At 38.4% G+C, this 15,754-nt stretch carries 16 protein-coding genes and 1 pseudogene; 7 read left to right on the top strand and 10 right to left on the bottom strand.

The features are described from left to right. Positions 1 to 13: 13 nt before the first annotated feature. The 6 genes and pseudogenes from ACFQ3N_RS07345 to ACFQ3N_RS07320 form a co-directional block, all read right to left on the bottom strand. Positions 14 to 352: a glycoside hydrolase family 3 N-terminal domain-containing protein gene (locus ACFQ3N_RS07345; RefSeq protein ID WP_390361007.1), complete on the bottom strand. Its 339-nt coding sequence runs from the start codon at positions 350 to 352 to the stop codon at positions 14 to 16. A gap of 126 nt (positions 353 to 478) precedes the next feature. Then, positions 479 to 1,426: an MBL fold metallo-hydrolase gene (locus ACFQ3N_RS07340; RefSeq protein ID WP_390361005.1), complete on the bottom strand. Its 948-nt coding sequence runs from the start codon at positions 1,424 to 1,426 to the stop codon at positions 479 to 481. A 136-nt stretch (positions 1,427 to 1,562) separates the two neighbouring features. Further along, positions 1,563 to 1,854 (bottom strand): annotated as a pseudogene (locus tag ACFQ3N_RS07335) (zinc ribbon domain-containing protein); the annotation flags it as partial. A 286-nt stretch (positions 1,855 to 2,140) separates the two neighbouring features. Next, a complete protein-coding gene (locus tag ACFQ3N_RS07330) occupies positions 2,141 to 2,410 on the bottom strand; it encodes a hypothetical protein (protein WP_390361003.1) in 270 nt (89 codons plus the stop codon). A 557-nt stretch (positions 2,411 to 2,967) separates the two neighbouring features. Then, positions 2,968 to 3,225, bottom strand: a complete 258-nt coding sequence (locus ACFQ3N_RS07325; protein ID WP_390361002.1) for a hypothetical protein — start codon at positions 3,223 to 3,225, stop codon at positions 2,968 to 2,970. Further along, positions 3,194 to 4,426 (bottom strand): IS91 family transposase, encoded by a 1,233-nt coding sequence (locus tag ACFQ3N_RS07320; protein ID WP_390361001.1) that lies wholly within the window; start codon positions 4,424 to 4,426, stop codon positions 3,194 to 3,196. Before ACFQ3N_RS07320 ends, ACFQ3N_RS07325 begins: the two co-directional genes overlap by 32 nt. A gap of 573 nt (positions 4,427 to 4,999) precedes the next feature. On the opposite strand from ACFQ3N_RS07320, the gene ACFQ3N_RS07315 reads away from it, so the two are divergent. Beyond that, the gene (locus tag ACFQ3N_RS07315) at positions 5,000 to 5,611 is read left to right on the top strand and encodes a spore coat protein (protein ID WP_390360999.1); all 612 of its coding nucleotides are present in this window, start codon (positions 5,000 to 5,002) and stop codon (positions 5,609 to 5,611) included. A gap of 79 nt (positions 5,612 to 5,690) precedes the next feature. Here the strand turns inward: ACFQ3N_RS07315 and ACFQ3N_RS07310 are convergent, their stop codons facing one another. Further along, positions 5,691 to 5,864 carry a hypothetical protein gene (locus ACFQ3N_RS07310; RefSeq protein ID WP_390360997.1) on the bottom strand — a complete coding sequence of 58 codons (174 nt, stop codon included), beginning with the start codon at positions 5,862 to 5,864 and terminating at the stop codon, positions 5,691 to 5,693. A gap of 23 nt (positions 5,865 to 5,887) precedes the next feature. Next, complete coding sequence (locus ACFQ3N_RS07305) at positions 5,888 to 7,837, bottom strand: aconitate hydratase (protein ID WP_390360996.1); 1,950 nt, start codon at positions 7,835 to 7,837, stop codon at positions 5,888 to 5,890. A 146-nt stretch (positions 7,838 to 7,983) separates the two neighbouring features. Here ACFQ3N_RS07305 and ACFQ3N_RS07300 point away from each other — a divergent pair, with 146 nt between their 5' ends. The 5 genes from ACFQ3N_RS07300 to ACFQ3N_RS07280 all read left to right on the top strand — a co-directional run bounded on the left by ACFQ3N_RS07300 (position 7,984) and on the right by ACFQ3N_RS07280 (position 10,610). Then, positions 7,984 to 8,781, top strand: a complete 798-nt coding sequence (locus ACFQ3N_RS07300) for a TIGR00266 family protein (protein ID WP_390360994.1) — start codon at positions 7,984 to 7,986, stop codon at positions 8,779 to 8,781. Between the two features lie 72 nt (positions 8,782 to 8,853). Next, positions 8,854 to 9,027 (top strand): YfhD family protein, encoded by a 174-nt coding sequence (locus ACFQ3N_RS07295; RefSeq protein ID WP_390360992.1) that lies wholly within the window; start codon positions 8,854 to 8,856, stop codon positions 9,025 to 9,027. A gap of 219 nt (positions 9,028 to 9,246) precedes the next feature. Further along, positions 9,247 to 9,681, top strand: coding sequence for a YueI family protein (locus ACFQ3N_RS07290; protein WP_390360991.1), 435 nt, complete (start codon positions 9,247 to 9,249; stop codon positions 9,679 to 9,681). Positions 9,682 to 9,756: 75 nt separating this feature from the next. Then, entirely contained in the window at positions 9,757 to 10,002 is a 246-nt protein-coding gene (locus tag ACFQ3N_RS07285) for a DNA alkylation repair protein (protein WP_390361230.1), read from the top strand. Between the two features lie 86 nt (positions 10,003 to 10,088). Next, entirely contained in the window at positions 10,089 to 10,610 is a 522-nt protein-coding gene (locus tag ACFQ3N_RS07280) for a type 1 glutamine amidotransferase domain-containing protein (RefSeq protein WP_390360989.1), read from the top strand. 63 nt (positions 10,611 to 10,673) lie between these two features. On the opposite strand, the gene ACFQ3N_RS07275 is transcribed toward ACFQ3N_RS07280, so the two are convergent. Beyond that, a complete protein-coding gene (locus tag ACFQ3N_RS07275; protein WP_390360988.1) occupies positions 10,674 to 12,149 on the bottom strand; it encodes a BCCT family transporter in 1,476 nt (491 codons plus the stop codon). Between the two features lie 296 nt (positions 12,150 to 12,445). Between ACFQ3N_RS07275 and ACFQ3N_RS07270 the strand changes: the two genes are divergently transcribed. Next, complete coding sequence (locus ACFQ3N_RS07270) at positions 12,446 to 14,422, top strand: acetoacetate--CoA ligase (protein ID WP_390360986.1); 1,977 nt, start codon at positions 12,446 to 12,448, stop codon at positions 14,420 to 14,422. A gap of 137 nt (positions 14,423 to 14,559) precedes the next feature. Here the strand turns inward: ACFQ3N_RS07270 and ACFQ3N_RS07265 are convergent. After that, positions 14,560 to 15,754: IS200/IS605 family accessory protein TnpB-related protein (locus ACFQ3N_RS07265; RefSeq protein ID WP_390360984.1), on the bottom strand; the 1,195-nt coding region annotated here is incomplete at its 5' end.

Below are 15,754 nucleotides of genomic sequence, written 5' to 3'. Positions count from 1 at the left end.
GTGTGACAGGTAATTAGTCTAGATCTGCAATATTATATTCACTTTTCAATCGAAGAATCCTGTTTACGCTTTCATTAATTCTTTCTTCAGTTATTTCTCCATTTTCAACTGCCTCTTTTAGTGTTTCAAATACATACATTATTTTTTGAAAATCATGAGCAACCATAATTATATCGCTCCCAGCGTGTACAGATTTAACGGATGCTTCTCCAATATCAAAGTTATCTGTTATAGCCTTCATCGTCATATCATCTGTGATTACAACACCACTATAACCTAACTTCTCTCTTAAAAGATCATGAATAATTTTACCTGACATAGACGCTGGGAATTCTGAATCAATCTGCGGCAATAAAATCGCATTATATATCTATTCCCTCAAAAGCTACAACCTTTACAAAAACAGCCAAAAGTAAAGAAAGCCTGTCACTTGTCAAATATTGACAAACGACAGGCTTTCTCATATATAGCTTCAAATCTACTGCTTTAAAGTCTTAAAATAATCAATAATTCCAAGTGCGCTAACTTGCATATCTAAGTTAATCAAAACATAAACTTCGTGTTCATCGGGTACGTTAAGTGTGCGTAAATGCCTTTTTACACGTTCAAGCAACCGTTGTGAAAGTTCATCATACCCTTTTCGTTCTGCAACAACCTGTTCTCCTACTTCCACAAACACCTCAAGCCACTGGGATACTTGACACAATGCACCTTCTGTCTTATTGGTCATACCAAAATGCCCATAGTAGATTCGATCAAGATTCATAGCTAGCATTCGATTAATAGCCGCTTGCATTGCTTCGGGGTCAAACTGGTTAGGTGAGGTCGATGGCAAAAATAAGGGAACTCCTTCCCGAATCAATTGCTCGTACCTGATCCCAACAGTATCACCAGTAAACATACCGTTGCTTACTGGATCATAAATGCTAAAGTGATGTTTTGCATGTCCTGGTGTATCTAAAAATTGCAGTGTGCAATCTGCTCCAATTTCAAGTGTATCGCCTTCCCCTTTTATCAATAAGCGCTCTTCTGGGACAGGGATAATTGGATCAAATAGTTCAGAAAAGCTGTCACCATATACGGCACGAGCACCTGCAGCCAATCTCTTAGGGTTTTCCAAATGTCTGGCCCCTTTTGGATGAACAACAACAACCGCATTCGGACATTCCTTTATTAATAAGCCTGCCCCACCAGCGTGATCAAGGTGTATGTGCGTCACAATAATATATTTCACTTGATCAAGTGAAAACCCTAATGAATCCAGCCCATTTTTTATGTACTTCACAGACGGACTTGGACCCGTTTCTACGATGGTTAATTCCGCTTCATCAATGACATATGTACCTGTACGTTCTGGTACAGTCAAATCAAACCCATCGATTAAATGTATTCTGTTATCCAATTGAGTGGGTTCTTTTTCATGCATGATTTTAACCTCCCCCATGTTTATAAAGTATTTCCTGAATCACTTTCTTTCATGGTACCTTGAACTACCCACCACTTATCGACTTACGGTCTGATTAAAGTAGGGGATTCCTAAGAACACCAACCTATCGGTCTGCTTAGGCTTTCCCCGCATTTCCTGCGGTTAATCGTAATGCTTCATTACGAAGATTGATACTTGCGTTAATATCTCTTTGGTGATGACTGTTGCACGTTGGACACGTCCATTCACGCAAAGCAAGATTTTTAACGTCTTTGTGTTTGTGACCGCAATTAGAACATAGCTGACTTGATGCAAAGTTTTTAGCTACGGTAACGACTTCTTTTCCGTACCATTTCGCTTTTTATTCTAGCATTATTCTAAAATTGTGACCATGATACTTCACTAATTGCTTTTGCCAGATAATGGCTTTAAACTGTACCATCTGAAAGAGTAGCAAAGTCATTTAGTCCTACATCTATCCAAACCCTAAATTCTTTCGACTATTAGAGGAAAGTGATTTTCACCCCCTCTATCCAATTATACCAAAAAGGAGGCAGAAAAAGACGTTTGTTTCTTCTGGTTGTATGTCCGACCTATTAGATGGCAAAAGTCATTCCTTGTCCGAAGACGATTCATCCCCCGCTTACTTACTGGGATGACGCCTTTCTCATTCCTTGAATATGGGGGTTTTATCGTCTATTTTTGATAAAGATTTTACAATGACTCTTTTTGTTCATCCTCAAGCTGTTTCTTAAGGTCAATATAATACCCAACGCACTCTTTACATACTTCCAGAAAAACCTCCTTTCCATCAGTCACTAATGTGCAGTCCGACTCCCAAACTACTTCTTTACACTTAAAGCATCTTGTTTCATATTTATCAACCCCCTCATACCATTTCATTGCGCGCTCAAATTCCTCTTCACTTAAATGCACATAAATCGCTCCTTTCATCCGTAATTCATGAACACTACCTTCTATCATGATTACAGAAAATTATACATAGGAACTAATTTATTAACGAATGAGCAAAATAATATTTTCCAAGTTGTTTTGAATATAGTAATAGAAGTTTCCCCAAGACCAAAATGATAATTTCAAACATGCTTTACACGATAAAATTAATATTTATACTTATTTTTTAAAATTACTATTACTTAAAAAACCCACAATGCCCTCTATCAACTCTCCAGCTAAAGGAAGATCTGTTTAAACGTACCTTCTATTGTTGTGTCATCTAGTTTTCCATTAAATGTGATGAGTTCTCCTTGTATTTTCATCGAAAACAAAATGCTGGTGTATCCACGGGTAGTGACTTATCCCCTGAGCGGGAATACTAATCGTCTCTTTCCATTCCTCGTTTTTCCAAAATTAACCATAATGTTTAGCGGTTGTTTAGGTATATTAATCACACCCTCCCACATACCGGTTAGTGTATCTGTCATAGCATCATCCTTGGTGCTATTACTACAACCCACAATTAGAGTCCAAACAACTAGAACAAAAGCGCTAACGCGCCTCTATCACGTCCCAAGTGAGAACTAATCACTTGGGACGTCTCTCGCTTCTATCATAGTGCCATTACAGTAAGGACAATGAAGTTCTACTTCTTCCCCTTTGTTTAAATCCACACTAAATTCACCGATGATGTATTCAGGTACTTCATCCGTTTTCTTACAGTCTAAACATTTAAATGTGACAATTTCCATTTCTTCGTCTAAACCAAAAGGGTCTTCCTCATTTAACCAATCTAGGTCTTTAGAGGAGTCATCCTGCTTTTTGTCTTTTGGAAATTCCATATCTTTTACATCTCTCCTTTTCTATGTCCTCCATATAGTGAAACATCCAATCGTAATCCTTATGCCATATCCCTACAAGATCCATCTCCTGATGGCAACGTGGACACTTGAGAGGGTCTTGTTCAAAAGACTCTATCATACGTTCACGATATCTTTTTTTCTTACGTTTCGTCTGCAGTAATAATGTAATTTGTTTGGTTCTCATAAATTCATGTAAACTTAGTATTTGTTGAGCCTTACGATGAGATCTTCTACTATATAATCCATACCTTCCAACCATCCGAAAATGTTTTGGGGGAATGTGTTGAAGTAATTCAAATAAGAATTTATATACGGATGCCTTTTTTTCTACCCGTTTTCCTGTGCGATGATCTTCGTACCAATAGTGAACGGTTCTCCCATCATACTCAACGATACGATACTCTGCAATTGCTGGACGTGCTAAATAACGCCCAATATATTTCGCTACTTGTTTTGCATTCTTCATCTTTTTTTCTGCATTCACATAAAAACCATTCGGATATCTTCGATATAAATCATCGATTAGCTCTCTAACTTTTAGGTCCATTGGAAACCATTCTTTCACCAAATCTAATACAACTTTTTGCCATGATTTTCTTAAATACTCATATGGTATGTATCCAGTATGTACCCAGTTGTTCTCGTTATCTAATGCTCCTTCTGTAACTAGAGCGTGTATATGTGGATTAAAATTAAGATCTCTTCCAAACGTATGGATAACTGTAATGACACCTGAACGTAAACCTTTTTCTTTATTTCTTTGATCATGATGATACTGAAATACATCCGCAACTTGTTTACTTAATTCATTTAGCCGCTTACGATCATCATAAAATAACTGACGTAATTCTTTTGGGATAGTGAATACCATATGGCGATGCGGAACATCAAAGATCATTTCCTGTTGTTTATCTGCCCAATCGTCTGTATATTTCTTTCCGCAACGATGACAAAATCTGCTTTTACAAGTAAAACAGACAAATTTAGGAATCGAATTTTCACACCCAAAACATTCATATCGAGCATAACCAATATCTCTTGATCCACAACTCATTGTTTTCTCAACTGTTTCTTTTATATCATCGCGATAATTTTCAGGAAAACGATCGCAGTTCAGATACCAAAAACCTGCAAAATGTTCTTGAAGCATTTGTTTTATTACCCCAGAATTTTTAGCCATTTCACTTCTCCCATGATATGATGCCTGAATCATAACACAAAAAGTTATCCACAACCATAAAATTTTATAGTTTCCTAGACAAGGACAAAAGCGCAAGCGCCCGTATAGCGACGTATGGGCTGGACTTATCCGCATGAGATAAAGGAAACACGAAGAGCGTAAGCGAATCGATGTTGACTTATCGTAAGGAGGATCAGGAAGCCCACTAGTCGTTGGGCGCTGGAGCTGGACGTGGCTGATTCTGTAGATAAATGTACAAAACTTTTAAGTTATATACTTTCTTTACTTTTTAGAAAGCTCGGCTTATCGCCAAGCCTTAATGGCGAAAGACAACGTTGCACTTATGTAGATAAGAAAGTTTTATACTCCCTCTATATACTAAAAACACACTTCTCCACGTCCGCTAATCCTACCTAACAAGCAAATCAAAATAACCCTATTTTACGTTTATATATCCCAAAAATTTCTTCAATCGTCATGCTGTAGAAATTAGATTTTGGATTATGACTACATGAATAACTTCATCAATTTAGCTCAAAATAACTAAGACTATACTTTAGGAGGTTATATATAGTGCAAAATCAAAATCAACAAAATCTACAGGGATCATCGCAAATGCCCGCTAACCAAAGTCACGGAGGGCATGAGCTTTTTGATGCCCATGAAGCGATGTCAGGTTTAACTGGGGGATTAGAACAATACTTATTGTATGAGCAGCACATTCAGGACCCAGAATTAAAATCCATGCTTCAACAGCACCGGGCATTTTTAAACCAGCTATACAACACATGCGTCGAGACGTTAAAAACAGGACAGGAGCCACAAGTAGAAACGCAAACCTATCACATGGCTCAAAATAATGATGTTGTATACGGCATGCAGCCATCTCAACCAAAAGCACCTGCTCAATCTGTCAATGAAATAAACGACCAGTGTGTTTCAAGCTATATGATGGGTGTACTGAAATCTTCAGCTTCTGCTTTTACCATGGCGTCACTTGAGACTACCAATCCTGTTTTAAGAAGAGTATTCGCAGACAGCGTACCTAACCTAGTAGAAATGGCTTATGAAGTATTTTTATACCAAAACAAAAATCAATATTATCAAGTTCCACAATTACAACAGCAAGACATGCAAGGTCTTATGAATAGCTTTGCACCAATACAAGGAACTATGCCACATTAAATCAAAAGTGAACTGCAACATGGCTTACGAAAAACAAACTACCTGCCCACATATGTGAACAGGTAGTTTTTCTTATGTTCTAGTCAAGCAATCGATTATTTTCATCCACTGACATAACTCTTGCAGATCTGGTCGTATCAGCTTGACTATACGATCCATCTCCATTGCAAACACTGCACTTGTATTGCCAGCCCTCATCATCTGAAAGCATTCCAGTTCCTTCGCATGCCTTACATGTATGCTGTCTATCCACTTACAACCCTCCTCATATGGCTATTAGATCTTTTGTCGATCTTTTGCCCAGTTTATTATTCCACCTTTTAACATAATGTCGATTTGACGATCCGATAATGCTGCTTTCACTTTAATTTCTTGATTTTTACCTTTTATATTAACCGAGAAATCTGTCCCCTGTTTTACTTTTTCTCTTAACCCTTTTACTTCAATTACATCTCCTTGGCTAAGAAGGTCATAATCCTCTTCATTAACAAACGTTAATGGAAGAACTCCAAAATTAACGAGATTTTGCCAGTGAATCCGAGCGAAATCTTTCACTAACGCAACACGAAGCCCAAGGTATCTTGGCGCCAAGGCTGCATGCTCACGGCTTGAACCTTGACCATAATTAAATCCACCAACTATTGCGTGTCCTCCCTTTTCCACTGAATCCTTTCCACGTTGATAGTACGTATCATCAATTATCTCAAAGGTGAATTTACTAATCTCAGGAAGGTTACTACGGTACGGTAGCACACGCGCCCCTCCTGCAAGTATTTCATCTGTGGAAATATTATCTCCCATTTTTAACAGAATCGGCAGCTCTATTTCATCAGGCATTTGGTCCATCTGTGGGATGGAAGCAATATTCGGCCCTTTTTCCAATTTTATTTTCTTTGCTTCTTGTAAAGGTAATGGTTCATCAAGCAAATTAACGTCTATGGTTGGATTCTTTGGATCTCTCGCTTTTGGGTAATTCATTTTCAAAGTTCTTGGATCTGTAATTTCCCCTGTTAGAGCTGAGGCAGCTGCGGTTTCTGGACTACATAAAAACACACTATCCTCACGTGTTCCAGATCGTCCAGGGAAGTTTCTTGGTGTAGTCCGCAAACTGTTTCTCCCAGTAGCAGGCGCTTGCCCCATACCAATACATCCATTACAACCTGCTTGATGTAAACGAGCACCAGATTGAAGAAGACTCGCGATATGGCTTTCTTTCACTAAATCTGTCAGCATTTGTCTTGATGTCGGGTTGATATCAAATGACAAATCTTGCGCAATTTGCTTGCCATTGACTATTTTTGCAGCAATTGCAAAATCCCGAAATCCTGGATTTGCAGAAGAGCCCACATAGGATTGGTATATTGGTGTTCCTGCAATCTCTTTAACAGTCACGACATTACCAGGACTAGAAGGCTTAGCTACCATCGGCTCCACTTCAGACAAGTTTAACTCATCATGGATATCATACGTTGCGTCTTTATCTGCAACTAGTTCCATCCAATCATCACCACGGCCTTGCTCTTTTAAAAATCGTTTAATTTCTTTATCTGAAGGGAATACAGTTCCAGTTGCTCCGAGCTCAGCACCCATATTTGCTATTACATGACGGTCCATTGCACTTAACGTTTCAATTCCAGGACCGTAATATTCAATAACTCGCCCAACCCCACCTTTTACATCATAACGACGAAGTAGCTCTAAAATCATATCCTTAGCACTTACCCACTCAGGAAGCTCACCTGTTAGCTTTATGCCCCAAACTTTGGGCATTTTAACAAAAAAGGGTTCTCCTGCAATAGCTAAAGCAACATCTATTCCACCAGCACCCATTGCAAGCATCCCCATACACCCATTTGCGCATGTGTGACTGTCAGAGCCGAGTAATGTTTTACCTGGTTTCGCTAACCGTTGCATATGAACAGGATGACTTACCCCATTTCCCGGTCGACTATAATACATTCCAAACTTTCGAGTAGCACTATGTAAGAATAAGTGATCATCTGGGTTCTTACTGTCTTCTTGTATCACATTGTGATCTACATATTGTGCTGAAGCTTCGGTCTTAGCACGTTCCAATTCCATTGCTTCTAGTTCTAACATAACTAGAGTTCCTGTTGCATCCTGGGTTAATGTCTGATCAATTTTAAGCCCAATTTCCTCACCCGGGGTCATCTCCCCTGTTACAAGATGGTCTTTTATTAATTTTTGCGTAATGTTCTGTGCCATAACTTATCCTCCTATTTATACTTACGTATACTATCCTAGTATATGAAATAAAGCATATAATTATTTGTGAAGATACGTAATAAACGAATCTAATTTATGGTTTATACGTACAATCTATTAATACACATTGGAGAGGGTTGAAAAAATTGAATAACCATGAGATTGATTACAAACTACACGGTGATGACATGCAATTTGTTGAAGTTGAGCTTGATCCACAGGAAACCGTAATTGCAGAAGCAGGAAGCTTAATGATGATGGACGACCAAATTCGTATGGATACGATTTTTGGTGACGGTTCTGAAGAGCAGGGCGGAGGCTTTATGGGGAAATTGCTTGGTGCTGGAAAACGTGTTCTCACTGGTGAAAGCCTTTTTATGACCACTTTTACCAATGAAGGTACAGGAAAAAAACACGTGTCTTTCGCTTCTCCATATCCAGGAAAAATTATTCCGATGGATTTAAGTGAAATTGATGGTAAGTTAATTTGTCAAAAAGATGCTTTTCTTGCAGCTGCTAAAGGTGTTTCTGTAGGAATTGAGTTCCAAAAGAAAATTGGTGCGGGGTTCTTTGGTGGTGAAGGATTTATTATGCAAAAGCTTGAAGGAGATGGAATGACTTTTGTCCATGCTGGCGGTACCATGCATAAAAGAGAGCTGGGAGTTGGAGAAACATTACGAGTCGATACTGGGTGTCTAGTTGCCATGACCGGAGACATCAACTATGATGTGGAGTTTGTCAGCGGTGTCAAAACTGCTTTATTCGGTGGCGAAGGTCTGTTCTTCGCAACTTTACGTGGCCCGGGTACTGTTTGGATTCAATCTCTTCCATTCAGCAGACTTGCAAGCAGAGTATTTGCTGCTGCACCAGAAAGAGGTGGTTCTAAAGGAGAAGGCAGTGTAGCTGGAGGATTATTTGATATTTTAGGCGGAGATCGCAAATAACATTTTTCTGTAGTACAACTTTATTTTTTACACATACTATCCATGTAACTACTTTTAAAAGAGGTGGATACGATGGGAAGAGACGAACACAACAATTCAAATGGAAGAAACCGTCTTGCACAAACACCTAAGAATCAAATTAAAGATGGTATTGATGTGGAGTTTTCGGAAGAATTTGCTGATCATGACGACAAGGAAGCCCAGGCAAGAAGTCGTGCAGCTGATCGACGCGTAAAACGAAGTTAATTCCTAGCATAATCTTAAGCGATTCATGTAAAAAGTGAATCGCTTAAGGTTTTTTAATATATACTTTTAATTGCTTCTAAAAGTCCAACTTAGTACAATTAATGTAGATTTTCTTAGAAAACTTGGCATTCGCAAAGCCTATATGGCGAATGACCTAGTTGCACTTATGCAGATAAGAAAGTTTTATTTCTTATCTACTTAAAAAAGCGAGGAATAGATATGAGCAAAAAAGATGTAGATGATTATCTTACAGAAGGAATATATGGAGCAAGAAAGCCAAAACAAGCAGAACGAAAAAAATATCTAGGCACTCTGAGAGAACGTATTGTAATTGTACTAACGAAAGGGCAAATAATGTCAGATAAAGGTCTTGTGAAGTTAGAAGAGGCCATGCAAAAGCATCCAAACACTGAGTTATTAATTAATGGGCATGTTTCGTATAAGTTTTTAGCAGAAGAAAAAGCATTAGCAACTAAGCAAAACATACCCTATACGACAATTACAAACGAGGAAAGTGACACAGATATTGGGGCTGTATTGACTTATGATTATGCAATCGATAAAAAAGATATTTTTATCAAAGAGGAAAGTGAAGAAGAAAAAAATACTCAGGAAGAAACATTCTCTTCCAGAATAAAACGTTGGTTTACATAGCGTTTTAGAACATCTCGAATATAAATCATCACATAAGGCAATATAAGAGGAAAGTGAGATTTGGAGGTGTTTCTACTGGCACAACAATATCGATGTCCAAATTGTAAAACAAATCGGTCGCGGTTTAACCTAATTGAGCAAGTTGCAAGCCCAGTAAAATTAGATCCACAAACGGGTGAGGTAACGAACAGTTATGAAAATGGTGACTTAGAGGTTTTTCATGTAGCTTATAATGGTCCAAAGTACAGAATACAATGTGGTTCCTGTGGCCTTATTGAGGATGAGAATTCATTTGCAAAATATGCCGAGTATTCGAATTAGGTATCAATCATCATGACAAACACTTTTTTCGATATCTCGATTTCTCTCTGTTACACTAGGGCAAAATATGTGTGGGGAGACTTTGTATGAGACTTAAGACTAAAAAAGTAATTGCACTTGTCGATCACGACTTTGAAGATCTTGAGCTTTGGTATCCAGTATTACGTCTACAAGAGGAAGGTGCAGAAGTTCATCTAGTCGGAAAAGAGGCTGATAAGAAATATATTGGTAAGTATGGTGTACCAGCTGAATCAGCGTATGCATTTACCGATATTAAAGCAGACGACTATGATGCGATTCTAGTTCCTGGTGGATGGGCACCTGATAAATTAAGACGCTATCCGGAAGTTTTAGAATTTATTAGCATGATGGACCAAGCCAAAAAACCAATTGGCCAAATATGTCATGCAGGCTGGGTACTTATCTCTGCTGATATTTTACAAGGCAAGCAGGTTACGAGTACACCAGGTATTAAAGATGACATGACAAACGCTGGAGCAACATGGGTCGATGAAGCAGTAGTTGTTGATGGACACCTTGTATCAAGCCGTCGACCACCAGACTTACCACCATATGTTAAAGCGTTTGCTGATAAATTAGCAGAATAAACTCGGAAACCCCTCGCACATTGCGAGGGGTTTTTGGATTCGACATAAATCTCGAAGGCACTACTATAGTTCCTTTTTGGCTGTGATGTAAAAGGATACGCTCATCAGGATTAGGATGAAGGAAAATGGTAGTGCTACGATGATTAGGAGGTTTTGGAAACCTTGTATGCCTCCAAAGTAAACTACAATTGCTGCCATGGCTGCTAATGTTAGTCCCCAAATAACCTTTACTGTATTTTTGGGATTTAAACTGCCATTTGTCGAGAACATACCCAATACAAACGTCGCTGAGTCAGCTGAAGTGATGAAAAAGATAGCAATGACCAAAATGGTAATAAACGACATGATCTCACCTAATGGATAATGTTCTAATGTACCAAATGTAGCGACTTCTGTAGCTAAACTTGATATTTCTGCAATCCCATTTTGCTCTAAGTTTAATGCAGATACTCCAAACACTGAAAAAAAGATAATTGTAACTAATGTAGGTGCTAATAACACTCCAGTAATAAATTGTCTTACTGTACGCCCCTTTGATACTCGAGCAATAAACATACCTACAAAAGGTCCCCATGAAATCCACCAAGCCCAGTAAAAAATAGTCCAGCTATCAATCCACCCTCTATCTTCATCATCTAAAGGCTTTAATTGAAAACTCATATCAAGAATATTCGACAAGTAATTACCGATCGTGCTCGTAAACATATTTAGGATATATATGCTAGGACCTACGATAAACAACGTTATTACTAAAATGGTAGCTAAGCCCATATTGATCGTACTTAAATACTTAATACCTTTTCCAAGACCAGTCCATGCTGATAGAATAAATAAGGCTGTTGCTACAACAAGTATTAAAAGCTGAAACCAAAACGTTTTAGGTGCATCAAATAAAAATGTTAAGCCCCCGTTAATTTGCGCTGATCCAAAACCAAGTGTAGAAGCAACCCCTACTATCGTGGCAAATACAGCAAGTGTATCAATTACTCTCCCCCATGTACCATGCATTGCTTTTTCTCCAAAAAGTGGTACAAGAGTTGCACTAATTAACCCAGGTGATTCTTTATAATATTTAAAATACGCCAGTACTAATGCTATAATCCCGTAGATCGCCCAACCATGAAGTCCCCAGTGAAATATCGAGTATTGTAATGACTCCTGTATCGCCTGAGCTGATCCAGGTTCTGCTCCGGGTGTACTTGTGAAAGCATGTGAAATAGGTTCAGCTGTCGTAAAAAAAACAAGGCCTATTCCCATCCCTGCACTAAACAGCATGGCGAACCAGGCTGGTAAACTAAATTCTGGTTTATCCTCTTTTTTTCCTAATTTAATCTTACCGAACTTAGAAAAAACCAAGTATAAACAAAAAACAATCATCGCAAAAACGACCAACATATAATACCAGCCAAAATAGTCTGAGATTACCGCTGTCGCCGTTGCCGAAACTGACTCTAAATTAACGGGAGCCGTCGCACCCCAAATAACGACGATTACACAAATTGCAATTGCATACCAAAATACGCTCGTTACATTTTTCAAAATAACACCTCAGAATCTATGTTTTGTTATTATGATGAGCATATTCAACAAAACAATACGGCCTGCAAAAAAATAAGTTCCATAATAACAATAATAATAGATGAGAGACTTAATTTCCGGATGGTTGTGATCAGCTGTCCGATTCCTGAAGATGCTAATGAATATGTCAAAACGGTAAACCCTATAATAGTGCCGCTTTTTTGTCTATGCAAACCCGTCAAATTGCTCTCGACTTTACACATAGTAAGCGGTTCCATATAATAGTTATAATAGTCCAAATGTTCAGGAGGGTTAGGATGAGCCGTATAGAAGAAGGAACTTTGTTGTGGGAACCTAGTAATAGTTGGAAAGAACAATCCAATCTACACGATTATATGAAATGGTTAAAGGAACATAAAAAATTAGATTTTAAGGATTATCACTCACTATGGGAATGGTCGGTGAATGAACTAGAACATTTTTGGGAATCCATTTGGGAATACTTTAAAATTCAAGCCAAAAGTCCATATAAAACAATATTAACCTCTCACCAAATGCCTGGTGCAAAATGGTTCCCTGAAGCAACGATTAATTATACAGAGCATATCTTTAGAAACCGTGATGAAAATAAATCAGCTATTATCCATGCTTCCGAAACACGCCAGACAACTGAAATCACGTGGAAGCAACTTTATCAGGAAACAGCCGCCTTCCAACAAACATTAAAAAAAATCGGTGTTACTAAAGGTGACCGGGTCGTTGCTTATGTTGCTAATATCTATGAATCAGTTGTGGCATTTCTTGCTACAGCAAGCCTTGGTGCTATATGGTCAAGTGCATCGCCTGATTTTGGTACCCAAAGCGTAATCGATCGCTTTAAACAGATCGAACCAAAAGTAATGATTACGGTTGACGGATATAGCTATGGTGGGAAAAGTTTTGATCGAACTCCAATCATAGAAAAAATTCAGTCCGAGCTTTCAACGTTAGAAGCAACAGTTGTCATTCCTTACTTAAATGAAAGCGCTGATGATAGCAAATTTAAAAATGTAATACGATGGAAGGATGCCATTCACACAAACAGAGAACTAACACTCACATATGAATATGTTCCATTCAATGATCCGTTATGGGTGCTCTTTTCATCCGGAACAACTGGGAAACCCAAACCAATCGTACAAAGCCAGGGTGGAATATTACTTGAGCACTTAAAAGCGTTAACGTTTCACGCTAATTTGGGTGAGGATGACCGCTTTTTCTGGTTTACGACAACAGGTTGGATGATGTGGAACTTCCTAGTAGGAGGACTTTTAACAGGAACTACCATTACGTTATATGACGGGAATCCTACATACCCCGATAAAAAGATGCTTTGGAAGTTTGCTGAGGAAACAAAAATGACCGTTTTTGGCACAAGTGCAAGTTATATTACTGCATGCATGAAAGATGAACTTAAACCTAGTGAAGAGTTCGACCTAAGTCATTTGAAGAATATTAGCTCAACAGGTTCACCATTACCACCTGAGGGTTTTGTATGGTGCTATGAAAATGTAAAAAAAGATCTATGGATTGCCTCTCTAAGTGGCGGAACGGATGTATGTACTGCATTTATATTGGGATCCCCAACCCTTCCGGTATACGCTGGTGAACTACAGTGTCGTGGACTTGGTGCAAAAATCGAAAGCTATAACGATGACGGTGAACGAGAAATAGAGAATGTAGGCGAATTAGTGTTAACAGAACCCTTTCCATCCATGCCAATCTATTTTTGGAATGATGAAGACGGGACTCGTTTGCATGACAGCTATTTCGATATGTTCCCTGGTGTCTGGCGTCATGGGGACTATCTAAAAATAACTGACAGGGGAACTTGTGTTATATACGGACGTTCAGATGCAACGATTAACCGTGGTGGAATTCGAATTGGAACAAGTGAAATTTATCGTGTAGTTGATCAAGTGAAAGAAGTCGCTGACAGTCTAATAGTAGATATTCCAGGAGAAAACGGTGATTCGTTCGTACCACTATTTGTCGTAATGACCGAGGGTGAAGAATTGACAGAGGCTATTCAAAAAACTATAAAATCACACATTCGTACACAATGCACACCGCGACATGTTCCAACAGGTATCTATGAAGTTTCTGATTTACCAAAAACATTGAACGGCAAAAAATTAGAAATCCCAGTAAAAAAGATATTAATGGGAAAATCCCTTGAAAATGTAGTCAATAAGGGGTCATTGAGTAACGCAAATTCATTAGACTATTTTGTACAATTTGCAAAGAACCAGTGAATTGTAACTTCAGTAACAGGTATTCGGATTGAACTACCCCCCCACCTAAATTTCTAACGAAATTTTGAGGAAGGGGATTCCCAAAAGGAGAAAACTAAGAACCCAAGTAGATTCCTAGAATACCATAGCCCGCTCAACTAGGCTGTGGTTTTTCTACTTTTCAACTTAGCCATTCCTTTTGTTTCGTAGTCTGTAAGAGCCCCTCGAAACAAGAGTCCACTTTCGCGAAACTGGTTTTCGTCAAAAAGTTCTGATTGATAGTATGTACTCGTACGAATGTCTTTCAGGAGGGTAGTGACTTTCTTCCATTGCGCCCAGTGATGCAGACCTATCATCTTCTCTGGTAATAGAGAATGCAACATTGGTGGAAGTTTTTCTTTATAACCCATTGCTCTTCGAGCAATGACAAACGAAGCTGCTTGATGAATCGAAATGCCGAAACGTTTCATATATTTCATTTTACCGATTTGACTGGTGTATGCAGGATTCACTTCGTAAACGTGAATCCTCATTTTTTCAGCGCGGTTTTTAATGGCTGAATTGAATTTATCATATGCGAAAACCGTCATGCGACGGTTTGCTTTTTTATTGCCGTATGCATGGGATACTTTTGATTTTGTCGTATCTAATTTTTCTAATACAAGTGGTTTCTTTTCACGAACAGCCATATCTACCAAAGCAATGGTTTCAGCTTCGATCATTTTTGTCATTTGACCACTTGTTTTATTTTCAATTTCAAAGCGGAGGACTCCACTTTTAATAAACTGACCAATGGCGTTAATGTTTGACCATGCAATATGGTCAACATTCAGGTCAACACCGATAACTCCATCACTTTTGCTGTAGTTTTTACCTTCTTTTTCAGGTACATCTACGATACACTTGAAAATATAATAATTACCGTGGTCTTCGACGGACCACGAAATAGGCTTTCCGTACTTCTTTTTATCTTTTAACGAAACTTGCGTGTCGATAGCTTTATTAACTTGCTCTTGTCCATAAGGAAATACAAGCTTAGGAATCTCCACATATACACCGTCAGGTGTTTGAAAAGAAAGAGCGCTACTCTCTGTATTGTAATGAAAAACGAAGTTTCCATCCTTTGCATCCTTACGACCACTAATCGTCATTCGACTATATCGTTTTTGATGAAAGTCTCTTTTCCACTTATCATGATTTTGAATATAAGTGTCCAAGGTGTATTGGTGTTTGAACAACTTCTTTCCACCGAAAACGGCACTTTTCGTGTCATTTTCAAGAGAAAATAACTGCTTTTGGAACCTATCTAACTTAAATGATAAGCGACCAAGTTTCGCATTCAAAAATGTTATT

The organism is Virgibacillus byunsanensis (genome assembly GCF_042675965.1).
In the GTDB taxonomy this organism is placed as follows: Bacteria; Bacillota; Bacilli; order Bacillales; family Amphibacillaceae; genus Virgibacillus_R; species Virgibacillus_R byunsanensis.
The sequence above is the reverse complement of the archived record's forward strand: the minus strand, read 5'-3'. Positions and strand labels throughout refer to the sequence as shown.